At 29.5% G+C, this 21,395-nt stretch carries 26 protein-coding genes; 11 read left to right on the top strand and 15 right to left on the bottom strand.

Going from position 1 to position 21,395, the window contains the following annotated elements; all coding sequences use genetic code 11:
- Positions 1-4: 4 nt before the first annotated feature.
- From AMO08_RS00360 to msrA, 3 genes are read right to left on the bottom strand one after another with little or no spacing between them, the layout of a single operon-like run.
- A complete protein-coding gene (locus tag AMO08_RS00360) occupies positions 5-1,000 on the bottom strand; it encodes an efflux RND transporter periplasmic adaptor subunit (protein ID WP_075484246.1) in 996 nt (331 codons plus the stop codon).
- Positions 1,001-1,003: 3 nt separating this feature from the next.
- Positions 1,004-1,816, bottom strand: coding sequence for a sulfurtransferase (locus AMO08_RS00355; protein ID WP_075484245.1), 813 nt, complete (start codon positions 1,814-1,816; stop codon positions 1,004-1,006).
- Position 1,817: 1 nt separating this feature from the next.
- Positions 1,818-2,261 carry a peptide-methionine (S)-S-oxide reductase MsrA gene (msrA, locus tag AMO08_RS00350; RefSeq protein WP_075484244.1) on the bottom strand — a complete coding sequence of 148 codons (444 nt, stop codon included), beginning with the start codon at positions 2,259-2,261 and terminating at the stop codon, positions 1,818-1,820.
- Between the two features lie 34 nt (positions 2,262-2,295).
- Here msrA and AMO08_RS00345 point away from each other — a divergent pair, with 34 nt between their 5' ends.
- Entirely contained in the window at positions 2,296-3,177 is an 882-nt protein-coding gene (locus AMO08_RS00345; protein ID WP_075484243.1) for a DMT family transporter, read from the top strand.
- Positions 3,170-3,805 (top strand): DNA-3-methyladenine glycosylase family protein, encoded by a 636-nt coding sequence (locus AMO08_RS00340; RefSeq protein WP_075484242.1) that lies wholly within the window; start codon positions 3,170-3,172, stop codon positions 3,803-3,805. Before AMO08_RS00345 ends, AMO08_RS00340 begins: the two co-directional genes overlap by 8 nt.
- Here AMO08_RS00340 and AMO08_RS00335 read toward each other — a convergent pair.
- Genes AMO08_RS00335 through AMO08_RS00325 form a run of 3 tightly spaced genes read right to left on the bottom strand, consistent with a single transcriptional unit; the run spans position 3,802 to position 5,129 of the window.
- Positions 3,802-4,491, bottom strand: a complete 690-nt coding sequence (locus AMO08_RS00335; protein WP_075484241.1) for an XdhC family protein — start codon at positions 4,489-4,491, stop codon at positions 3,802-3,804. The genes AMO08_RS00340 and AMO08_RS00335 overlap by 4 nt on opposite strands.
- Positions 4,491-4,820 (bottom strand): XdhC family protein, encoded by a 330-nt coding sequence (locus AMO08_RS00330; RefSeq protein WP_075484240.1) that lies wholly within the window; start codon positions 4,818-4,820, stop codon positions 4,491-4,493. Before AMO08_RS00330 ends, AMO08_RS00335 begins: the two co-directional genes overlap by 1 nt.
- Before the next feature lie 21 nt (positions 4,821-4,841).
- The gene (locus tag AMO08_RS00325) at positions 4,842-5,129 is read right to left on the bottom strand and encodes a DUF1330 domain-containing protein (RefSeq protein WP_075484239.1); all 288 of its coding nucleotides are present in this window, start codon (positions 5,127-5,129) and stop codon (positions 4,842-4,844) included.
- 43 nt (positions 5,130-5,172) lie between these two features.
- Here AMO08_RS00325 and AMO08_RS00320 point away from each other — a divergent pair, with 43 nt between their 5' ends.
- Positions 5,173-5,496, top strand: coding sequence for a c-type cytochrome (locus AMO08_RS00320; RefSeq protein ID WP_075484238.1), 324 nt, complete (start codon positions 5,173-5,175; stop codon positions 5,494-5,496).
- An 8-nt stretch (positions 5,497-5,504) separates the two neighbouring features.
- On the opposite strand, the gene puuE is transcribed toward AMO08_RS00320, so the two are convergent.
- From puuE to uraD, 4 genes are read right to left on the bottom strand one after another with little or no spacing between them, the layout of a single operon-like run.
- A complete protein-coding gene (gene puuE, locus AMO08_RS00315; RefSeq protein WP_075484237.1) occupies positions 5,505-6,404 on the bottom strand; it encodes an allantoinase PuuE in 900 nt (299 codons plus the stop codon).
- On the bottom strand, positions 6,401-6,892 hold the full coding sequence (locus tag AMO08_RS00310; RefSeq protein WP_075484236.1) for an ureidoglycolate lyase: 492 nt from the start codon (positions 6,890-6,892) through the stop codon (positions 6,401-6,403). The genes puuE and AMO08_RS00310 overlap by 4 nt, the downstream gene beginning before the upstream one ends.
- Positions 6,889-7,875 (bottom strand): allantoicase, encoded by a 987-nt coding sequence (gene alc, locus AMO08_RS00305; RefSeq protein WP_075484235.1) that lies wholly within the window; start codon positions 7,873-7,875, stop codon positions 6,889-6,891. Before alc ends, AMO08_RS00310 begins: the two co-directional genes overlap by 4 nt.
- Positions 7,872-8,369: a 2-oxo-4-hydroxy-4-carboxy-5-ureidoimidazoline decarboxylase gene (gene uraD / locus AMO08_RS00300; RefSeq protein WP_075484234.1), complete on the bottom strand. Its 498-nt coding sequence runs from the start codon at positions 8,367-8,369 to the stop codon at positions 7,872-7,874. Before uraD ends, alc begins: the two co-directional genes overlap by 4 nt.
- A gap of 48 nt (positions 8,370-8,417) precedes the next feature.
- Here uraD and uraH point away from each other — a divergent pair, with 48 nt between their 5' ends.
- The 6 genes from uraH to AMO08_RS00270 are packed head-to-tail and all read left to right on the top strand — an operon-like array spanning position 8,418 to position 14,431.
- Entirely contained in the window at positions 8,418-8,768 is a 351-nt protein-coding gene (uraH, locus tag AMO08_RS00295; protein ID WP_075484233.1) for a hydroxyisourate hydrolase, read from the top strand.
- Entirely contained in the window at positions 8,769-10,205 is a 1,437-nt protein-coding gene (gene xdhA, locus AMO08_RS00290) for a xanthine dehydrogenase small subunit (RefSeq protein ID WP_082254988.1), read from the top strand.
- On the top strand, positions 10,206-12,521 hold the full coding sequence (gene xdhB, locus AMO08_RS00285; protein WP_075484232.1) for a xanthine dehydrogenase molybdopterin binding subunit: 2,316 nt from the start codon (positions 10,206-10,208) through the stop codon (positions 12,519-12,521).
- Complete coding sequence (locus tag AMO08_RS00280; protein ID WP_075484231.1) at positions 12,511-12,981, top strand: nucleoside deaminase; 471 nt, start codon at positions 12,511-12,513, stop codon at positions 12,979-12,981. The genes xdhB and AMO08_RS00280 overlap by 11 nt, the downstream gene beginning before the upstream one ends.
- The gene (locus AMO08_RS00275; protein WP_075484230.1) at positions 12,981-13,889 is read left to right on the top strand and encodes a urate hydroxylase PuuD; all 909 of its coding nucleotides are present in this window, start codon (positions 12,981-12,983) and stop codon (positions 13,887-13,889) included. Before AMO08_RS00280 ends, AMO08_RS00275 begins: the two co-directional genes overlap by 1 nt.
- Positions 13,890-13,906: 17 nt before the next feature.
- Entirely contained in the window at positions 13,907-14,431 is a 525-nt protein-coding gene (locus AMO08_RS00270) for a phosphoribosyltransferase (protein WP_075484229.1), read from the top strand.
- Positions 14,432-14,482: 51 nt separating this feature from the next.
- On the opposite strand, the gene AMO08_RS00265 is transcribed toward AMO08_RS00270, so the two are convergent.
- The 5 genes from AMO08_RS00265 to AMO08_RS00245 all read right to left on the bottom strand — a co-directional run bounded on the left by AMO08_RS00265 (position 14,483) and on the right by AMO08_RS00245 (position 19,704).
- The gene (locus AMO08_RS00265; protein ID WP_102134033.1) at positions 14,483-15,553 is read right to left on the bottom strand and encodes a BMP family ABC transporter substrate-binding protein; all 1,071 of its coding nucleotides are present in this window, start codon (positions 15,551-15,553) and stop codon (positions 14,483-14,485) included.
- A 76-nt stretch (positions 15,554-15,629) separates the two neighbouring features.
- A complete protein-coding gene (locus tag AMO08_RS00260) occupies positions 15,630-16,550 on the bottom strand; it encodes an ABC transporter permease (protein ID WP_425304625.1) in 921 nt (306 codons plus the stop codon).
- 8 nt (positions 16,551-16,558) lie between these two features.
- Entirely contained in the window at positions 16,559-17,623 is a 1,065-nt protein-coding gene (locus tag AMO08_RS00255) for an ABC transporter permease (protein ID WP_023854720.1), read from the bottom strand.
- Positions 17,620-19,110, bottom strand: a complete 1,491-nt coding sequence (locus AMO08_RS00250; protein WP_075484227.1) for an ABC transporter ATP-binding protein — start codon at positions 19,108-19,110, stop codon at positions 17,620-17,622. The genes AMO08_RS00255 and AMO08_RS00250 overlap by 4 nt, the downstream gene beginning before the upstream one ends.
- Positions 19,111-19,113: 3 nt before the next feature.
- Entirely contained in the window at positions 19,114-19,704 is a 591-nt protein-coding gene (locus tag AMO08_RS00245; RefSeq protein WP_075484226.1) for a nucleoside deaminase, read from the bottom strand.
- 126 nt (positions 19,705-19,830) lie between these two features.
- Here AMO08_RS00245 and AMO08_RS00240 point away from each other — a divergent pair, with 126 nt between their 5' ends.
- The gene (locus AMO08_RS00240; RefSeq protein WP_075484225.1) at positions 19,831-20,136 is read left to right on the top strand and encodes a hypothetical protein; all 306 of its coding nucleotides are present in this window, start codon (positions 19,831-19,833) and stop codon (positions 20,134-20,136) included.
- A 138-nt stretch (positions 20,137-20,274) separates the two neighbouring features.
- Positions 20,275-21,395: uracil-xanthine permease family protein (locus tag AMO08_RS00235; RefSeq protein ID WP_075484224.1), on the top strand; the 1,121-nt coding region annotated here is incomplete at its 3' end.

Below are 21,395 nucleotides of genomic sequence, written 5' to 3'. Positions count from 1 at the left end.
TTAATTATTTTTTCTCTTTATCTGATTTTTTAAAAATATTTTTTAACCAATCAAATTTACCTTTTTTTTCTTCAGCTTTTTTTGATTTGCCTTTTTTACCCCAGCTAGAATTTCCTTGTTTTTTTTTAGCACCTTTTTCAATAGGTCTGATTGTTAAATTCGGTCTTACTTTTTTTGTTCCTTCTGCAACAATTTTATCTCCATTATTTAATCCATCTAATATTTCTACAAAGCCTAAATATCTATCACCAATGGTTACCTTTGTTTTTATTACTTTATTTTTATCATCTACTTTATAAATAAAAACATTTTCACCCTCGACAATTGTACTAGTGTCAGGAGCACTTAAGCCATTTCTTACGTCATATTTAATTGATATTTCTAAAAATGAGCCAGGTAAAATTTCACTTGATGAATTGTCCATCTTAATTCTTGTTGCTAAAGCTCTAGTATCTTCACTTATCCTACTAGCAAAAGAGTCTACTTCACCTTTATAAATTTTATTTTTATATCCAGAAAATTTAATATCAACTGGCAGACCAACCTCAATAAATGGTACAAAAATTTCAGGTATATCTACATCACAATATATTGAGCTAGTATCTTCAAGATTAATTAATATTGATGATTTTGAAACCTCTATATCGTCCGAAAATTCTCTTTTTCCAATAACACCATCAAATTGAGCAATAACTTTTCGATTTTTAAGCTCAGCAATTACATCACCCTTTTTAACTTTTTGATTAAATTTTATAGGTTTTAGTATTTCATATTTTTCGATTTTAAATGATTGTGTTTGAATTGGAGTTGCAGTCCCATAGGTATTAACAACATTTTCAAAAACTCTCTCTTGAGTAGTAGTTATTATTATTCCAGGAGGTGGTCTTTTACTAAATTTTTTTTTGAAATGATTTCCTATCATTGTTCTTCCAATGATCACTGTTGCAATGATTAAGAAGAATATAATTACTATACTTGTTATTTTTGTAGATGTTTTCATAAGTTAATTTTTTCCGTATTCAGCCCAAGAGCCATCGTAAATTGTCGGCATATATTTAGCATTTATTAAAGAATAAGCTAGTGCCAATACACTTGCAGTCACTCCAGAACCACATGAAAATACTAGATTTTTATCATGGTCAAATTTAAAGGAGTTAAATTTTTCCATTATTTTATCTTTACTAACGAAAGTATGGTCTTCGTTTACCAGTTCAGAAAATGGTAGGCAAAAAGAATTTTTTATTGAACCACTTCTAAGACCTTTCCTTGGTTCAGCAACTTTGCCTTCAAATCTTTCTCTACTTCTTGCATCAATAACATTAAATTCATGTGAATTAATGTTTTCATCTATTTGTTTTTTATTTTTAACTAATTCTATATTTTCTTTACATACATACTTTGAAGTTTGATTGGTTACTTTTTTGTTATCTGTAGATTTATTTTCTTTTTTCCATTTTTTTAATCCACCATCAAGAACATGAACTAGTTTAGGATCATGTCCATAATAAATTAAATTGTACCAACATCTACAAGAACTAATAACATCAGAATTATCATAAATTACTATTCGATCATTATTTTCAATCCCCATTTTACCCATTATTTTTTCCCAAGATTTAGTATCAGTGAGCATGTGTGGTAAATCAGTATCCAATTTAGAATTTTTATCTAAATCAAAAAAAATAGCATTAGGAATATGTTCCTCTGTATATTCCTTAAAACCGTTTCTTTGAGTTTGAGGCATATGCCATGAGCAATCAATAATTTTTACTTTATCAATATTATTTTCTAACCAACTTGTATCAACCAAAGACATTTTATCTTTTTTCCAAATATCGTTGATGATATTCTTCAGCTGGACAATAATTTTTGACTAATGAAGCTTTTGTTACAACCTTTCCTGATAATTTGATGTTCTCTTTTTCAATTAATTTTTCAGCAATAATTTTTTGTTGATCATTTAAATAAAATATTTCACTTCTATATTGGGTTCCAAAATCTGGACCTTGGGAATTTAAGGTTGTGGGGTCATGAATTTCAAAAAAATATTCAAGAATTTTCTCGTAAGATATTACTTTAGGATCAAAGTCTAATTTTACTACTTCCGCATGATTTGTTCTACCTGTGCATACTTCTTTGTAATTTGTTTCGGCATTGTTTCCTCCACAATATCCTACTTCTGTTTTTATAACTCCATCAAGTTTACTAAACTTAATTTCTGGTCCCCAAAAACATCCTAATCCTAAAATTGCTATTTCCATTGATAATTAAGTTAATTAATCTAAAGTTAATCATATGCTATCAAAAAATCAATTAGGCTTTTTTTACATGTTCATATCAGTATGTGCATTTTCACTTATGGATGTGATTGTTAAATGGTCTGATGATTATCCCGTTGGACAAGTACTCTTTTTCAGAGGATTTTGCGGAATAATTCCTATTTTATTTCTTATTCCTAAAGACAGATATTTAGATTTTTATAAAACAACCAGACCGTTTTTGCATTTTAAAAGATGTTTAGCAGGATTAATTGCTTTGGTTTCTATATTTGTAGCTTTAAGAAATTTACCTTTAGCAACAGTTGTAAGTATTTCTTTTGCAGCACCAATATTTATAACAATATTTTCAATTTTTTTATTAAAAGAAAAAGTTGGTATTTATAGGTGGCTAGCGGTCTTAGTTGGATTTGTGGGTATAATTTTCATAACTGAACCAGGTTTTAGCTCTTTAAATTTATATTATATATATCCAATAATTTTTTGTTTAGGCCTATCTTACGTTGCTATTGCTATTAGAAAATTATCCTCAACTGAGCCAGCTTGGTTAATTAGTTTTTTCTTTTCATTTTCAATAATGCTTTTAAGTTTTTTATCTTTTTATCAGGGATGGATTTTGCCAAGTTTAATTGATTTATTTTTGTTGTCCATGGTTGGTATATTAGGTGGCCTTGCTAATTTATGGTTATCAGAATCTTATAAATACTCAGAAGTAAGTTTAGTTTCCCCTTTAAAATACCTTGGATTAGTCTTTGCTATAATATTTGGATATTTTATTTGGAATGAAATACCAACTTCTAAAACATTATTAGGTGCTTTATTGGTTATTGTTTCATCTATTATTATATTTAGAAGAGAGATGTATTTGAAAAAAAAGCTATCTGTTTCACGACATGACTAAAACACCATCATATTGGAATAAAGCAAAAAAATATTTATCAGATAAAGATAAAACAATGTCAGCGTTGATTAAAAAGTATAAATCACCATCAGAGACAGTTCTTACTTCAAGAAAAGATGTTTTCTTTTCTCTATGTAAAAGTATTGTTGGTCAACAAATAAGTGTTGCTGCTGCTAATTCAGTTTTTTTAAAATTTAAAAAAAAATGTAAAAATAAAATTAATGCAAAATCTGTTAGTAAGTTATCTACCGCTCAATTAAAAAGCTGTGGTCTAAGTAGACAGAAGGTAAAAGGAATTAAAAGTTTAGCAAAACAAGTATTGAATAAACAGTTTAATCCAAGACTGATTTCAAAAATGTCTGATGAGGATGCTATTATTTATCTTTCTCAACTTAGACAAATTGGAAGGTGGTCAGCAGAAATGATCTTATTATTTACCTATAATCGACCCAATATTTGGCCTATACAAGATATTGGACTTTTAAGAGCTATTTCTCAAAATTATAATAAAAAATATTTACCTCCTGAACGTTATGTTTCTTATTTAAATAAAAAATTTTCACCTTATTGTTCGGTTGCAACATGGTATCTTTGGAGAAGTATAGATCCTGAACCTATCCAGTACTAAAGATTTTTATATTTGTTTGTCTCAGAAACTAGTTGTGCAACAATTGATAAAGCTATTTCAGGAGCAGATTTTCCCCCTAGTTTTATTCCAATTGGTCCATGTATAGAGTCAATTTCTTTATCATTAAATCCTTCATCTTTTAATCTTTTACATCTGTTGTTATGAGTTTTTTTACTCCCTAAAGCACCTATATAAAAAAACTTTTTTTTTAAAGCATGTTTTAACGCTGGCTCATCAATTTTTGGATCATGACTCAAAGTAATTAAAGCAGTATTAGAGTTTGTTTGAATATTTTTAAAAAATTCTTCAGGCCATTTATTGATAATTTTAACATTTCGAAATTTTTGTTTAGTTGTGAAATATTCTCTTGGATCAACTACAGTAACATCAAAATTTAAATCTTTTAAAAATTTAATTAAATATTGTGTTATATGTACTGCGCCAATGATAATAACTTCGATTGGTTTAATATAATTTTGAATTAAAATTTCGGTATTATTAATTACGCCACTTTTCTTTAAATTATAATAATTCTCTATATCGTTTTTATAATTAATAAAATTATTACTTAAAGGTATTCCTATTTTATATATTTCAGAGGATCCATTACTTAAATTAGTTAAAACAGCAAATTGTTCATCGGATGATTTTTTTTTTATTATTTCTTTAAGTATTTCTATTTTCATCAATTTATTTGTTCTATAAAAACAGTCATTTCTCCTCCACATGCAAGGCCTACGCTCCAAGCATTTTCATCTGAGACTTTGAAATCAATTTTCTTAAATGAATTTTTATTTTTTATTAGTTCAACACATTCAGTAATTACGCTTGTTTCCACACAACCACCCGAAACTGAACCTAAAAAATTACCTTTTTCGTCAATTATCATTTTGCTTCCAATTTGGAATGGAGAAGATCCCCATGTTTGAACTACAGTTGCAAGAACTACTTGTTTATCAGATTCAATCCATGAAATTGCTTCTTCTAAAATTGTATCTATAAATGGTTGTGTCATTTATTATGTTGTTATTGAATTTTACATTCCTTCAAAAATAATGTGTTCTCTAACAGCATTATTTTCTAAATGTTTTCTAGCTTCAACATACTCTTCGGAATTGTAACAATTTTTTGCTGTTTCAATGTCTGGAAATTCTGCAAGTGCTACTCTAACCATTTCCCTACCTTCCAAAGTTACATTATTTGCACTTCTTGCTATTATTTTTCCAGAATATTTTTCAACTGCTTCTTTAGCTTTAATAGCATATTTTTTAAGTCTTTCGTCGTCTTTTATTTCAGTATAATTTGCAATCCAATAAGCTTTCATAATTCTCCTTTTTAAATTTTTTTAATTATGATACCAAATTTATGTGAAAAAATTATTTTTAAATTTCTTTAATACATTATTGTTTTTGTTATTATTATCGTCAACCCACGTTAATGCTGATCAACTGTTTAATAAAGGAAAAGAAGTTTTTCTAGGGGCCGGTAATTGTGCAGCATGCCATATGCTTTCAGATGCTGGATCGAACGCAATGGTTGGTCCAAATTTAAATGAAATTAGACCTGATATTCAAAGAATTATAATGGCAGTTAGAAACGGTATAGGAGTAATGCCCGCAATGGATGGTATACTAACTGATGAGGAAATAGAAGCGGTTGCTCACTATACTTCTATAGCTGCGGAACAATAATAAAAATTTTAACTATAATTTTTTATCCAATGTTTAGCTATGTCTACTCTTTTGCAGATCCAAATATCCTTAAATTTTGTGATGTAATTTAAAAATTTTTTAAGAGACTGTATTCTACCAGGTCTTCCAATTAATCTACAATGCAAGCCAACTGACATCATCTTAGGTGAAGTTTTTCCTTCCTCATAAAGTGCATCGAAACTATCTTTTAAATAATTATAAAATTGTTCACCTGAATTAAATCCTTGATTGGTTGCAAATCTCATATCATTGTTATCAAGTGTGTAAGGAATCATTAGTTGTTTTTTATTACCTTTTTTAATCCAGTAAGGAAGATCATCACTGTATGTATCGCTACAGTATAAAAAACTACCATTACTAATTACTAAATCTAAAGTATTTTCGCTACACCTACCTGTGTACCAACCAGCAGGTTGATTACCGAAAATCTTTTTTATAGATTTGACTGCAAGCTCCATATCATTCTTTTCTTTTTTCTTTGATACATTTTGATAGTCAATCCATCTCCACCCATGACTTGCAACTTCATAATTTGCTTTTTTTATAGCCGAACAAACTTCTTTATTTCTTTCCAATGCCATACCAACTCCAAAAATAGTAAGTGGAATTTTTTTTTTATTAAATAGATCATGAATTCTCCAAAACCCTCTTCTTGATCCATATTCATAAATTGATTCCATATTTAAGTGTCGACCTTTAATTGGTTTTGCTCCTATAATTTCTGATAAAAATACTTCTGAAGTTTTATCACCATGAAGAGTACAATTCTCTGCTCCCTCCTCGTAATTAAGCACAAATTGCAAAGCCAACTTAGCATTACCAGGCCACTTTACCTTAACTTTTTTGGAACCATATCCAACCAAATCTCTTAGGTACTTTTTTTTCATTTTTTCAAAATAATTTGATCTTTTTTAAATTTATAAATAACAAGATTGTTTCCTTTTCCTTTTCTATCAACAATTAGAAAATTCATATTTTTCATAGAAATCAACGGAAAGTGCCAAATACCAGCATTGTAATTAACCCCAGTTTGTTTTGGGACTAAAAAAGATTGGATTTTATTTACATCTGGTTTATCTCCTTTTGGTGCTACAAATACTAAAAATTTTGTATCTTCCATTGGTATAAAGGCTTGGCTTCCTAAAGGATGTTTTTCCATCATGTCAATTTTCATAGGAAAACTTCTTTTTTTTGCTTTAAAAATACTAACAATTGCTTTCCCTTTGTTTTTAGATGCATCTACGTTAATCAAATTATCAAATCTTTTTGCATAACCATCATTAATATTTATAGGATTTTTTTTTGACGTATCTATTAATTGACCAAATTTAGAAAAATTTTTTTTAGTAATTTTTTTTGCTTTTATTATTTTCATCTCACAAAATTTCCAAATGCCCTTATTCTTGAAATTCCACCGTCTGGATAGATATTTATTTTAAGATAATTTTCCTTACTTCTTTTAATTAAGAATTTTTTAAAAATATGTTTCTTGTGAGCTGACAGTTTTGACTTATTTAAAATAAACTTCCAATTTTTTGAATTATTGACAATTGATTTATTGGACAGATTTTTTGAAATGCTTGCAGTTTGAATTGAACAACTATCGGGGTAGTTTCCTTTAAAATGATGGGTATCTATCTCTAGTTTTTTTATTAATCCTGGTTTTCCAAATTTTATTATAAGCCAATCATAGTTTTTTCCTCTACTTCTTCTTGTTTCCCAACCATCTCCCATATTTTTTCCTTTACCAGGTGCTATAATATTTTCAGCCCTGCCGAAATGTTCATTATTACAACCAATAATTGAAGCGCCATTTAAAACAGATGTAAGGTTGATAGTTTTGTTATTTAAAAAGTTTTTCTCCATTTCAATTTTTCCATAAAGCCTTAGTCTTGCAACTCCACCATCTGGAAAAATGTTTAGTCTTATATAATTAAAAACAGATTTGTTGTTTGATTTGAAGCTATGGTTTCGGCTTGGCCCAAGTTTTTTTTTGCTCAGTAAAGAAATCCATTTTGTTTTCTTATTAGGCTTTGTTTTACTTAAGCAACCCTCTAACGAAGCATGTGTTGGATGGTTTCCATTGAAGTGTGTTGTGTCAATGTCTATATCAAATATCTTCCCAGGTTTACCAAGTTTTAAAATTAAATAATCAAAACCTTTTGATCTTCTTCTCCTTGTTTCCCATCCATCCATCCATTTACCATGTTTGTCAAATAGTCCATCTTTAAAAACTGGAGTTTCGATGTTTAATATTCTATGAGCAGCTGCAAAAAAATCGTCAGTCTTAAATATAACTTTAGATCCAATTCTTGGGTCCGCTAAGTTAATCATTTTTGCACTTATAAATTTTTTCATTTTTTATTTATTTCATTCAAACGAAAGGTTGCAATTTTTTTTACTTGTTTTTTTGCTTCAAGGAATTCACTTTCTACATCACTTTGTATTCTTTGTCTAAAATTATTCAAAATTTCATTTTTATCTTTACCTTTTACGGCAATTATAAAAGGAAAATTAAACTTTTTTTTATATTCTGAATTTAATTTTTTAAATTCTTCATATTCATCATTAGAGCATTGGTTTAATTTTGCAGAGGCTTGTTCTGATATAGATTCAGAGGTCATTTTTTTTGCTACAGCAAGCTCAGGATGAGCATTTAAAATCTCTAAAATTTTATTCTTTTCGTAATTTTCATAAATATCAAGCATTTTAAACATAATATCTTCAAAGTTTTTAAATGGTTTTAACTCAAATGCTTCCACAGCAACTGACTCAGTTTTTTCAAAAACATTACCAAATAAAGACAAAAAATCAGACTTGTTAAGATCGTTAATGTTATCTATTGTTCCCATATAACTTTTAAATAATTAAAGTTTAAAATTAAATGATACTATAATTTTATGACAAAGCTCACAACTCATGTTTTAGATGTGTATTCTGGTAAACCTGGCAAAGGTATCCTAGTTGAGTTGTTTTATATTAATAATTCAGAACGAAAAAAATTAACGTCAACAAAACTCAATGATGATGGTAGAGCTAATTCACCATTAGCTGAGGGAGATATTTTTGTTAAGGGTAAATATGAATTAGTTTTTCATATTGGTGATTATTTTAAAAATACATCTGCAGCTAGCGATGTTCCATTCCTGGATGATGTTATCATCAGATTTGGAATTTCAGATCCCTCACAGCATTATCATGTTCCTTTGCTTGTTTCACCTTGGAGTTATTCTACTTATAGAGGTAGTTAAGTGATATCGAACTCTGTTAAATTTTTATTAAATGATAAGCTTATAGTAATCAATAATCCTGATCCAAATCAAACCATACTTAATTATATTAGAACCGAATTAAAAAAGACTGGAACCAAAGAAGGATGTTCAGAGGGTGGTTGTGGCGCGTGTACAATTGTTTTAGGTGAATTAGTCGATAATAAGATTATATATAAAGCAATTAATTCCTGTATTTCATTTGTTCCATCATTAAATGGTAAACAACTTTTAATTGTAGAAGATTTGGTTTCCAAAAATGGCAAACTTCACCCTGTACAAGATGCGATGGTAAAATTTCATGGCTCTCAATGCGGTTTCTGTACACCAGGATTTGTTATGGCTTTATTTTCAATGTTTAAAAATAACAAAAATCTTAATAATGAATTAATAACAGATTCTATATCAGGTAATTTATGTCGTTGCACTGGATATAGACCTATAATAGATGCTGCAAAAAGTTTAGACAAGAAAAACAGGAATGATCAATTTAGTAAAAATAATAATAAAGTAATTCAATTATTAAAAAAAATTAAACCAAAAAATATTTATATTAAAAAAGATGATAAAATTTATTTTTCACCAAAGAACATTAAGGATTTAAAAAATATAATTAAAAAATACTCTAATTTTAGTTTTCTTGCAGGTGGAACAGACTTATCTTTAAAAGTTACAAAAGAAAGAAAAGAAATTCCTTTTATAATTGATTTAAAAGAAATAAAAGAATTAGACTTTATAAAAGTAAATAAAAATTACCTTGAGGTTGGCTCCTCTACACCTTTAATAAAATTTGAAAAAGAAATTAAAAAACATTATCCAGATTTTTATTTAGTTCTTAAAAGATACGGTTCTGTTCAAATTCGAAATGTAGGAACAATAGGTGGTAACATTGCGACAGCATCTCCGATAGGTGATACATTACCAATTTTGTTATCTTTAAATGCAGAAATTTTAATTGAAAGCTTCAATCAAAGAAAAGTTATTCCTATAAATAATTTTTTCCTTGATTATAGAAAAACTAAATTAAAAAAGAATGAATTTATTCACTCAATAAAAATACCATTATTTAAGAAAAATATTTTTAAAGCATTTAAAATATCAAAAAGATTTGATGATGATATTTCATCTGTTTGTGGATCTTTTAATTTTGAAATCGATAAAAATAAAATTAAAGAGGTTTTTATTGCTTTTGGAGGTATGGCAGCTGTACCAAAAAGAGCTAAAGCTTGTGAGAAAATTCTCAAGAATAAACCTCTTAATTTAAGTACTTTTAATCAAGCCAAAAATTATCTTGATAAAGACCTAAGTCCCATAGGTGATATGAGAGCAAGTAAAGAATATAGACTAGAGATAGCAAAAAATTTATTGATGAAATGTTTCGTAGAAATAGCTTCTAATAAGCTAACAAGAGTTAATTAAATGAGCAAAGAGAACTATATTAATGATGTAAGACCACATGATAGTGCTTATAAGCATGTAAGTGGATACGCTGAATACACTGACGACATTAATGAACCAAAAAATACAATTTATGGTGCTATTGGTCTAAGTAAAAAAGCTCATGCAATAATCAAAAAAATAGACTTAAGCGATGTAAAAAAAAGTGAAGGGGTGATATCAGTAGTCACTCAAAATGATATCTCAGGAAGGAACGATGTAGGACCTGTTTTTGATGGTGATCCAATATTTCCAGATAAAAAAGTTGAGTTTTTTGGTCAACCATTGTTTGCTGTAGCTGCCACAACTACTGAACTTGCAAGAAAAGCAGTATTAAAGGCAAAAATCACTTATAAAGATTTAAAACCAGTTATCACAATAAAAGATGCTTTAAATAAAAAACAGTTTTTATTTAAGCCTAGAAAAATTAAAAAAGGAAACCCTTCTAAGAAAATTAAAAATTCAAAATATAATTTGAAAGGAATCTTTACAACCGGAAGTCAAGAACACTTTTATTTAGAGGGTCAGGCAGCATTTGTTATACCTAAAGAAGATGATAATTTTTTAGTTTACAGTTCAACACAACATCCTTCTGAGACACAACAATTAATTGCAAAAATGTTAAATCAGAAAAGTAATTCTATAAATGTTGAAGTAAGAAGAATTGGAGGTGGATTTGGAGGGAAAGAGACAAATTTTATGACTGCATGTATTTGTGCGTTGCTGGCAAAAAAAACATGTCAGCCTGTAAAATTAAGACTAGATAGAGATGATGATATAATTTTGACTGGTAAAAGGCATGAATTTTTATCTGAATACGAAGTTGGATTTAATGATGAAGGAATTATTGAAGGATTAAAAATTAACTTATCATCAAATTGTGGAATGTCGCCTGATTTATCAGCAGCAATAAATGAAAGAGCTCTTCTTCATATAGACAATGCGTATTACATATCAGATATCGAGGTAACAAATAATTTATGCAAGACAAATATTCCAACTTCAACTGCATTTAGAGGCTTTGGTGGAAATCAGGGTATGATGGCTATAGAAAATGTTATTGATAATATTTCAAGGTATTTAAAAATAGATCCTATTCAAGTTCGAAAGAAAAATTTTTATCAAAAAGATAAAAAAAATATAACTCACTATGGAATGACTATTGAAGACAATGTGATTAATGAAATATTTAAAAATTTAGAAAATAAATCTAATTATAAGAAAAGATATTTAGAGATAAAAAAATTCAATGAAAAAAATAAATTTAAAAAGAAGGGTATAGCTATTACACCAGTAAAATTTGGGATTTCATTTACAACAATTCATTTAAATCAAGCTGGTGCTTTAGTGCATATTTATACAGATGGAAGTGTGTACTTGAACCATGGTGGTATAGAAATGGGTCAAGGGACTCATACAAAAATAGCTCAACTAGTGGCCAATTCCTTGGGATTACCATATGATTTAGTACATATTTCATCAACAAATACAGCTAAGGTTCCAAATACTTCAGCTAGCGCTGCATCTTCAACCACAGACCTTAATGGTGCTGCAGCATTAAATGCAGTAGCAAAAATTAAATTAAATTTAGAAAAATTTATTAAAAAAAAATATAAGATTTATAATCAAGAAGCAATTTATAAGGATCAATATATAATATTTGGAAACAGACAATTTGAATTTAAAAGTATTATTCAAGAAGCATATTTAAATAGAATTTCTCTTTCATCCTCAGGTTTTTATTCAACGCCAAAAATAAACTTTGATAAAAAAAAATTTAGAGGAAGACCATTTTATTATTTTTGTTATGGTGCAGCTGTTTCAGAAGTAACTATAGATACACTGACAGGTGAAAATATCCTAGAAAGAGTTGATATTTTGCATGATGCAGGGAAACCAATAAATCCTGCACTTGAATTAGGTCAGATCGAAGGAGGTTTTGTTCAAGGACAAGGTTGGTTAACTATTGAAGAACTAAATTGGAAATCAAATGGTCAGATTACAACTTTCTCTCCATCAACCTATAAAATTCCTGCTGTAAGTGATATTCCAAAAAAATTTAATGTAGAAATTTTTAAAGATGGAATAAATAAAGAAAAAGTTGTTAATAAAGCAAAGACAACAGGCGAACCTCCTCTAATGTTAGCTATGAGCGTTTTTTATGCAATTAAAGATGCAGTTGCTTCAGTTGGAAATTATCAGTTTGCACCAGAACTTAATGCGCCAGCAACACCTGAAAGAATTTTAATGAGTATTAATAAAATTAAAAATAAAATAAAAAAAAAAAATGGAAGATAAAAAAAAATTTATGGCAAAAGCCATTGAACTTTCAATAAAAAGTGCGAATACCATAGGTGGTCCCTTTGGAAGTGTTATAGTTAAGGATCAAAAGATTATTGCAGAGGGCTCTAACAAAGTTACTTCCACAAATGATCCAACTGCTCATGGAGAAATAGTAGCAATTAGAGAAGCTTGTAAAAATTTAAATACTTTTGATCTATCCGGATGCGAGATTTATACATCTTGTGAACCTTGCCCGATGTGTCTTTCAGCAATTTATTGGTCAAGATTAGATAAAATATATTATGCAAACACTAGAGAAGATGCAAAAAATATAGATTTTGATGACTCTTTTATTTATACAGAAATTCCGAAAAAAATTGATGATAGAAAAATTAAAATGGTACAAATGCTTAGAGAAGAAGCTTTAAAAGCTTTTGAAATTTGGGATAAAAAAGTAGATAAAATAAAATACTGATGGAATTTTTACCTTATACAATTAAATGGTTAGAAGTTATTCTAAGATGGGGCCATGTAGTATTTGCAATATTATGGGTAGGTAACAGTTTTTTATTTAATTACTTAGACAATAATTTAAATAAAAATATAACAAGCAATGATGTCGATGGAGAAGGATATCTGATGCATTCTGGTTTTTTTTATAAACTTTCAAGGTTAAAAACCTCACCACCACAGGATTATTTAAATAGATTAGTAATTTTTAAATGGCAAAGTTACCTAACTTTTGTAACAGGAATGTTGCTCTTAGTTGTAATTTATTATTATAACGCTGGTGTATTAATGGTCGATAAACGTGTCCTGTTGATGCCTCCTAGTTACGCCATTATTATCTCGCTTTTATCATTAATTATTTTTTGGTTTATATATGATCTGTTGTGTAAATCAAAATTGATTGAAAATAATGTACTATTTATATCTACAGCAATTATTTTATTAGCAGCCGTCTCCTTTGGTTTAACAAAATTGTTTGGACCAAAATTTGCAATTTTAAGTGTTGGACTAATTATAGGGACCAATATGTTTGGTAATGTTTTTACAGTAATTATACCCAATCAAATGAACATCATCAGCAGTAGTAAAAGAGGTGAAAAATTTGATATGAGTTTATCTCTAGCAGCTAAACAGAGATCAATTCATAATAATTATTCCACTTTTTTAGTATTGTTTATAATGCTTTCTGGACACTCAAGTTTCTTAGTTTATCATCAGTATAATTGGTTAATATTATGCGCATTAGCAGTTATTACTGGAGTAGCACGGCATTATTTTAATTTAAGAGGAAGAAACATTCATAGGTTGTATATCTTAATATCTTCAATAATTGCACTTATCGTTCTTGCAGTTTTAGTTTTATTATTTAAATAAATAGATATTAAAAAATTATGACAGAAAAAATGATTGTCAGTTGGGATGAGTACAACCAGACTGTTGAAAAGTTAGCAATCCAAATTGATGAAAGTGGATATAAACCAACAATACTGATTGGCATCATGCGTGGCGCAGCACCAATGATAGACGTATTAAGCAGAATATTTAAATTAAAATGTGCATATCTTGCAGTTGAATCTTACAGTGGTAAAGGAGTGGAGGATGAGCAGGGTGATATTGTGTTCTCAAGGGAAATGAGTTCTATCGCACCTAATATGGGTGGTAAAATACTTTTATGTGATGATTTATCTGATACAGGAATAACTTTTAACAAAAGTATAGACTGGTTAAAAAAATACGAACCAATAAAGGATAAAATAGAGGATATCAAAACTGCTACTTTATTTAAAAAAAAGAAATCAACATTTGAGCCAGATTTTTGTGCAAAAAAACTTCCTGATAATCCTTGGATTGTGCAGCCCTTCGAAATTTATGAAGAATTAAGAATTGAAGAAATTAAAAAAAAACATCAAATATAAAAAAGGCCAGTTAAAAAACCGGCCTTTTAAATTTTTTAAATTGGAAAATGATTACTTAGGTATATCTCCTTCAACACCTTTAACATAAGTCATCATACCTGCTAGCATACCATCATCTGCAGTTTTCCCTTCTGCTACCATTAAATTTCCCTTTTGGTCATAAATTGGTCCAGTGAAAGAATGAACTTTACCAGATGCTAAATCTGCTTGAAGTTTTTTAACTTTTGCTTGTAGGTCACTAGGCATTTGAGAGTCTAAACCTGAGATTACTACCATACCATCACCTATACCGTGCCATGTATCTTTTTGATTCCATGTACCATTTGCAACAGCTTTAACTCTATCGACATAATATGGTCCCCAGTTATTCTCAACTGAAGTTAATACAGCCTTTGGTGCAAACTTATCCATATCACTTGCTTGTCCAAAAGCATATACTCCTGCTTTTTCAGCCATTTGAACAATAGCTGTACTATCTGTATGTTGAGCAATTACATCAGCACCTTGATCAATTAAAGCTTTTGCTGCTTCTGCTTCTTTACCTGGATCGTACCAAGTGAAAGCCCAAACAATTTTAGTTTTAATATTTGGGTTAACTTTTTGAGCTGCTAAAGTAAATGAATTGATACCTCTTATTACTTCAGGTATTGGAAAAGATGCAACATATCCAATCACATTAGATTTAGTCATAGTTCCAGCAATTGTTCCCAAAATAGTTCTACCTTCATAGAATCTAGCAGCGTAAGTTGAAACATTTGGATGCTCTCTTTTATATCCAGTAGCATGTTCAAATTTTACATTTGGAAACTCTTTTGCAACTTTGTTAGTAGGGTTCATATATCCAAAGCTAGTTGTAAAGATAATGTCATGACCAGAATTAGCTAATTGTCTAAGAACCCTTTCAGCATCAGCACTTTCTGGAACACCTTCCACGTATGTTGTTTCAAATCCGGCAGCTTCAACAGCTTTTCTACCTACATCATGCTGATAAGTCCATCCATGGTCACCAGTCGGACCAATATAAACAAATGCTGCTTTTACATCTTTTGCAACTGCAGCTACAGTTAATGTAAATAATAAAACTAAAGAAGAGACGAAAGAACGAATTAAAAATTTATGCATAAATTTATTTCCCCTTTTGATTTTTTATTTGTTAAATTTAAATTAATTTATCTAAAAAAAAATGATTATTTTAAGATTAATTGTCTTTATGAAAAGATTTCCCCAAGGAACTAGGAGTACTTAGTCTTATTTTTCTACTATCACGAGAAATTACAACTAAAACTATTATTGTAACTATGTAAGGTAGAGCTGTTAAAAATTGCACAGGAATTCTTACTCCGATTGCTTGCATATGAAATTGAATAATGGTCAATCCACCAAAAATCATCGCACCGATTAAAATTTTAATTGGGTTCCACGTTGAGAAAACCACTAGAGCCAATGCGATCCAACCTCTTCCACCTGTCATATTTTCAATCCACTGAGGAGTATAAATCATAGATAAATATGCACCAGCAAGTCCACTCATTGCGCCTCCATAAAGTATACAAGCGTAACGAACTAGCCTAACATTTATTCCTTGATTAGATGCAGATTCAGGTGAGTCTCCTACAGCTCTTACAATTAATCCAATTTTCGTTTTTTTTAAAAAATAGCTAGTTATAAAGGGAAGGGCAAAAGCAAAATAAAAAACAATTGAATGTCCAAATAATATTGGACCTAAAAGTGGTATTGTGTCTTTTAAACCTTGAAATAAAACAGGAAACTCTTTTCCAGGAATACCTACAAAATTTTTTCCTATCATCGCAGAAATACCAATTCCAAATATGGTAAGCGCCAAACCAGTAGCAACATGATTTGTTATCAATGTTTGCGTCAGGAATGCAAAAATAGTTGAAATTAAAACTCCAGCTAACATTGCACCAAAAATTGCAATAATTAAACTCCCTGTAACAGTCATTAATGCGAAACCTGAAATAGCACCAATGATCATCATTCCTTCAACACCAAGGTTTAAAACTCCAGACCTTTCTGTAATTAGCTCACCACAAGACGCTAGGATTAAAGGAACAGCAGAGGCCATGATTGATGCAATTATCAGCCCAATAAAATTTATATCGATGATCATTTTTTTAAACCTATAAATTTAATTTTGAAAAAAAGTAAATAATCCGATGCAAGAAGAAAAAATAAAATCATTCCTTGAAAAACCTGACCAGTATATTTAGGTATTTGCATAAATATTTGAGCTGTCTCAGCACCCAGATAAGTTATTGCAACAACTAGAGATGCAAAGATGATACCGACAGGATGTAAACGACCTAAAAATGCTACAATTATAGCAGTAAAACCATAATCTGGAGAAATTTCTCTATGAAGCTGTCCAATAGGTCCAGTTATCTCTCCAACTCCAGCTAAACCTGCGCAAGCACCACTTATTAGAAAAACAAGAATGATCATTTTTTTACCTTTGTATCCGGCATATTTTGCTGTCTTTAAACTAAAACCCGAAACTTTCATTTGGAACCCTAAATACGTTTTATAAAAAACAAACCAACTGATAACCACCGCAGCTAAAGCTAAAAATATTCCCGCGTGAATTCTCAGTCCTTCAAATAACAACGGAAGTTTAGCAGAGTCACTGAACTGTCTAGTTTCGGGAAAATTAAACCCTTCTGGATTACTCCAAGGGCCAACAACAAGATAGTCTAAAATTAATTTTGAGACATATACCAACATAAGACTTACTAATATTTCATTTGTATTAAAGTAAGTTTTTAAGATTGCGGGTATTGATGCATAAAGCATACCACCGATTGCACCAGCTAAAATTACTATTGGAAGAATGTAAAATCCTTCTTGCTCATAAAACAATAATGCAACTCCTCCAGAAACTATCGCCCCGAAAGTTAATTGTCCTTCGGCTCCAATATTCCAGTTATTACTTTTAAAACAAAAAGATAAACCGATTGCTATTAAACAAAGAGGTGTAGCTTTTAATAGTAATTCACTGAAACCATATTTATCTGCAATTGGAACTATGAAAAAAAATTTAAGAGCTTCAAATGGTTTAAAACCTAAAATAAAAAAAATCAAACCTCCCGCTACTAAGGTTAGAAAAATAGCTAATACGGGTGTAAAGAAAAAAATAGCTCTTGATGGTTGATCTCTTTTTACGATTTTAATCAATTTGCTCCTCCCATTAGTATCCCAAGTTTTTCAGAGGTAACTTCTTCAGAATTCATAATTTTTGACAACTTTCCTTTATGAATTACTGAAATTTTATCACTTAATTTTAATAACTCGTCAGTGTCTGTAGATATTAATATAATTGATTTATTTTGTTCATTGATTTTAATCAATGTTTCGTGGATATAATTTATTGCTCCAACATCTAGACCCCAAGTTGGATTAAAACAGATTAATAAATCTGGAGATGTTATTAATTCTCTTCCAATAATTAATTTTTGAAGATTACCTCCGGACAAAAATTGGCTTTTTAATTCAATGTTGTCCGTATTAACATTAAAATCTGAAATTATTTTTTTTGAATGTTCTTTAATTTTGTTTTCGTTTATTAATCCATTATTAAAAAAATTTGATGATTTAAAATTGTTTAGAGCTACATTTTCAAAAATTTTCATTTGTGGAATTGCAGCCTGCTCAAGCCTATCCTCTGGAGAAAAGGCCATCAAATATTCTCTTCTTTCTTGAGGACTTAAATCTCCTATGTAATTATTATTAAATTCTATAGAGTTCTTTTCCGAAATAATTTCACCACTTAATACTTGAAATAATTCACTTTGTCCGTTTCCTGATATACCAGCAATTCCTAAACACTCCCCTCGATTAACAGAAAAATTAATATCCGTTAAATTTGTTTCAAAAGGATCTTCGCTTGTAAAATTAAGATTCGTTATTTTAATTAATTGATCTGATGAAGTTTTTGCTTTTTTTTTCTTAATTGTTTTTAGGTTCTGACCCACCATTTTGTTAGCAAGTGACTCAATATTTTCGTTCTTTATTTCACTTACAGAAACTAACTTTCCTCTTCTCATTACAGCAACTTCATCACAAAGCTGCATAACTTCCTTTAGTTTATGTGTAATATAAATAATTAAAATTCCTTCTTCTGAAAATTTTTTCAAAGATAAGAATAATTCACTCGTTTCTTGTTCTGTTAATACAGATGTTGGTTCATCCATAATTAAAACTTTTGGACTCCTTATTAGGCATCTTATTATTTCCACTTTCTGTTTTTGACCTGCTGATAGATTTAGAACAGGAATATCAAGATCAATTGAAAAATTATATTTTTTCATGATTGCATCAATTTTTTCTCTTACACTTTCCCTTTGTTCATCTGAATCTATTATTAAGTTTTCAAATACGGACAAAGTTTCAAAAAGATTAAAATGCTGGAATACCATTCCGATATCATTTTTTTTTGCATCTAATGGCGAATTAAGCTTTAGATTATTTTCATTTAAATAAATTTTACCCTCGTCAGGAATGATGACGCCTGATAGAATTTTAACTAGTGTAGATTTTCCAGCACCATTTTCTCCAAGAAGAGCATAAATTTTACCGCTATTAAACTCGAGTGAAACATTGTCGTTTGCAACACACCCAGGATATATTTTAGTTACATTTGAAATTTTTAGGTTTGTATTCATTAATTAATTTAATGGTATAGAATTTCCATCCTTATTTACCTGATATTGATTTGATAATTTTTGATATTTTTTTTTAATTTTGTTTAGTTGATTTAAAATTTTTTCTTTTTTTGAAGAAGGTAAATTTTCAATAAGTAAATTTATATTCTGACTTTTCCAATAGGAATTTTCTTTATTATATTCCCCATCATTAATTTTAAATACTTCCTTGAGTATATTTAAATCATGTGGAATTTTAAATTCATCATTAGTAGCAGTATATGGAAACAAATAATAAAAATTATCAAAGCCAGAAAATGTGATTGCACTCAAACACATGCTGCAAGGCTCATGTGAACTTAAGAACATACAGTCTTTTTCTTTTGGTCTTGTATTTGCATCTAATTCATAAAATTTTTTAAGAGTATGCATCTCACCATGCCACAATGGATTTTCTATTTCATTGTTTGTTTCTGCAGCTACAAAAGATAAATCTTCTTTTTTAATTATTGCTGCACCAAATACTTTACTACCTTTGGCAACACCTTGTTCAGTTAAGGGTAAAACTTCTTTTAAAAATATATTTAGTATCTTTTCTAGAGCTTTTTCATTCATATGCTTGAACCATCAAATAAAGAACACAATTGTTACTATAATTAAACTTAAAAGTAATAAGAAATGAATTATTTATACAACTTAAAAGTTAATAATGAATGTAACGAAAAATGTTAATTTAAACTTATGTCAAAATTAAAATCAGCATTAAGTCTTGTAATTATATTAATTTTTTTTTCAGGGTGCCAAACTGTTAAAGATAAAACAGATGCTATTGTTGAAAAGGAAAATGAAAAATTGAGTAAATTTCTAGGAAAATCAGCTAGTGAACTTCAGATGGAGCTTGGAAAACCAGACGAAGACTTTAAAAATGCTAAAGGCAATTTCGAGTTTGTTTATAATAGCAAAAAATACCTTGTTCCATGTGAACGTAGGTTTGAAATAAATTCAGAAAATATAGTTGTGGGTTTTGTTTCAAACGGTTGCTTTTAAAATTTATTAATTAAAATAAATCTGCTCATTATAGGTTTTTTTCACTATCTAAAGTGGAGTTCTTCTAAACTAATCAGTTTTTTTATATTAATTCACAGCCAATAATGTAACGTCTATTTAGTTAACGACGGAGGTTATATGGCTTCAAGAAAAACAAAAGCGGGCTCTACAAACAGTCCGGATAAAAAACTTCCATTAAATAAATCCATACCTTTAGGAATTCAGCACGTACTAGCAATGTTTGCTGGTAATATAACAGTTCCTATTATTGTGGCTGGAGTTTTTGGTCAAACGCCTGAACAAAAAATATTTTTGATTCAAATGGCTTTGTTTGTTGCAGGAGTTGCAACAATTATCCAAACAGTTGGATACAAAGAAATTGGTGCAAGACTTCCTATTGTTCAAGGAACAAGTTTTGCGTTTATACCAATTATGCTACCATTTAAAGCAGCAGGATTAGGTGCTGTATTTACAGCAGCGTTCATTGGAGGAATTTTTCAAATTTTTATTGGAAAAGTTTTAAAACCAATAAGACATCTATTTCCACCATTAGTCACTGGTATAGTTGTACTAATGATTGGATTTAGTTTACTTAAAGTTGGTTTTATGTATGCTGGAGGAGGTGGATGGTTAATGAATAATAAACCTGAAATCTTTGCAAATGCAAATCATTTAACAGTTGCTTTCACAGTGTTTATAGTTGCTATCTTTTTTAATCTTAGAGGTAAAGGGATGGCTTCTGCAGGATCAATCTTAATTGGAATAGTAGCCGGCTTCATAGTTGCAGCTGCACTTGGAATGGTTAACTACGGAAAAATTGCTTCCGCATCATGGTTTGCATTTCCAATGCCACTTCAATATGGAATTGATTTTGTACCCGGTGCAATAATTCTAATGTTGTTTATGTCAGTTGTTACAACAATTGAAACAATTGGAGATATAAGTGCTACTACAATGGGTGGTGCTAAACGAGAAGCAACAGATAAAGAAATTTCAGGTGGAATTATGGCAGATGGTGTTGGTACTGCATTTGGTGCAATATTTAATGCAATGCCAAATACATCCTATTCACAAAATGCTGGACTAGTTGCGTTTACAGGAGTGGTAAGTAGGCACGTTGGAACTATTGCAGGAATAGTTTTAGTTCTTATGGGATTATTTCCAAAATTAGGTGGAATAATCGCAGCAATGCCAGAGTCGGTGATTGGTGGAGCAGCAATCATTATGTTTGGGATGATTGTAGCTGCTGGTATTAAATT

The organism is Candidatus Pelagibacter communis (genome assembly GCF_001180205.1).
Classification (GTDB): Bacteria; Pseudomonadota; Alphaproteobacteria; order Pelagibacterales; family Pelagibacteraceae; genus Pelagibacter; species Pelagibacter ubique_O.
The sequence above is the reverse complement of the archived record's forward strand: the minus strand, read 5'-3'. Positions and strand labels throughout refer to the sequence as shown.

Coding starts and splice junctions, on each gene's coding strand:
- xdhB (WP_075484232.1), top strand. CDS start 10,206: ATGAGCAAAGAGAACTATATTAATGATGTAAGACCACATGATAGTGCT.
- AMO08_RS00345 (WP_075484243.1), top strand. CDS start 2,296: ATGCTATCAAAAAATCAATTAGGCTTTTTTTACATGTTCATATCAGTA.
- AMO08_RS00240 (WP_075484225.1), top strand. CDS start 19,831: ATGTCAAAATTAAAATCAGCATTAAGTCTTGTAATTATATTAATTTTT.
- AMO08_RS00275 (WP_075484230.1), top strand. CDS start 12,981: ATGGAATTTTTACCTTATACAATTAAATGGTTAGAAGTTATTCTAAGA.
- AMO08_RS00245 (WP_075484226.1), bottom strand. CDS start 19,704: ATGAATGAAAAAGCTCTAGAAAAGATACTAAATATATTTTTAAAAGAA.
- msrA (WP_075484244.1), bottom strand. CDS start 2,261: ATGGAAATAGCAATTTTAGGATTAGGATGTTTTTGGGGACCAGAAATT.
- AMO08_RS00335 (WP_075484241.1), bottom strand. CDS start 4,491: ATGAAAATAGAAATACTTAAAGAAATAATAAAAAAAAAATCATCCGAT.
- AMO08_RS00340 (WP_075484242.1), top strand. CDS start 3,170: ATGACTAAAACACCATCATATTGGAATAAAGCAAAAAAATATTTATCA.
- AMO08_RS00310 (WP_075484236.1), bottom strand. CDS start 6,892: ATGAAAATAATAAAAGCAAAAAAAATTACTAAAAAAAATTTTTCTAAA.
- AMO08_RS00265 (WP_102134033.1), bottom strand. CDS start 15,553: ATGCATAAATTTTTAATTCGTTCTTTCGTCTCTTCTTTAGTTTTATTA.
- AMO08_RS00270 (WP_075484229.1), top strand. CDS start 13,907: ATGACAGAAAAAATGATTGTCAGTTGGGATGAGTACAACCAGACTGTT.
- AMO08_RS00280 (WP_075484231.1), top strand. CDS start 12,511: ATGGAAGATAAAAAAAAATTTATGGCAAAAGCCATTGAACTTTCAATA.
- AMO08_RS00325 (WP_075484239.1), bottom strand. CDS start 5,129: ATGAAAGCTTATTGGATTGCAAATTATACTGAAATAAAAGACGACGAA.
- uraD (WP_075484234.1), bottom strand. CDS start 8,369: ATGGGAACAATAGATAACATTAACGATCTTAACAAGTCTGATTTTTTG.
- AMO08_RS00355 (WP_075484245.1), bottom strand. CDS start 1,816: ATGTCTTTGGTTGATACAAGTTGGTTAGAAAATAATATTGATAAAGTA.
- AMO08_RS00330 (WP_075484240.1), bottom strand. CDS start 4,820: ATGACACAACCATTTATAGATACAATTTTAGAAGAAGCAATTTCATGG.
- alc (WP_075484235.1), bottom strand. CDS start 7,875: ATGAAAAAATTTATAAGTGCAAAAATGATTAACTTAGCGGACCCAAGA.
- uraH (WP_075484233.1), top strand. CDS start 8,418: ATGACAAAGCTCACAACTCATGTTTTAGATGTGTATTCTGGTAAACCT.
- AMO08_RS00360 (WP_075484246.1), bottom strand. CDS start 1,000: ATGAAAACATCTACAAAAATAACAAGTATAGTAATTATATTCTTCTTA.
- puuE (WP_075484237.1), bottom strand. CDS start 6,404: ATGAAAAAAAAGTACCTAAGAGATTTGGTTGGATATGGTTCCAAAAAA.
- AMO08_RS00250 (WP_075484227.1), bottom strand. CDS start 19,110: ATGAATACAAACCTAAAAATTTCAAATGTAACTAAAATATATCCTGGG.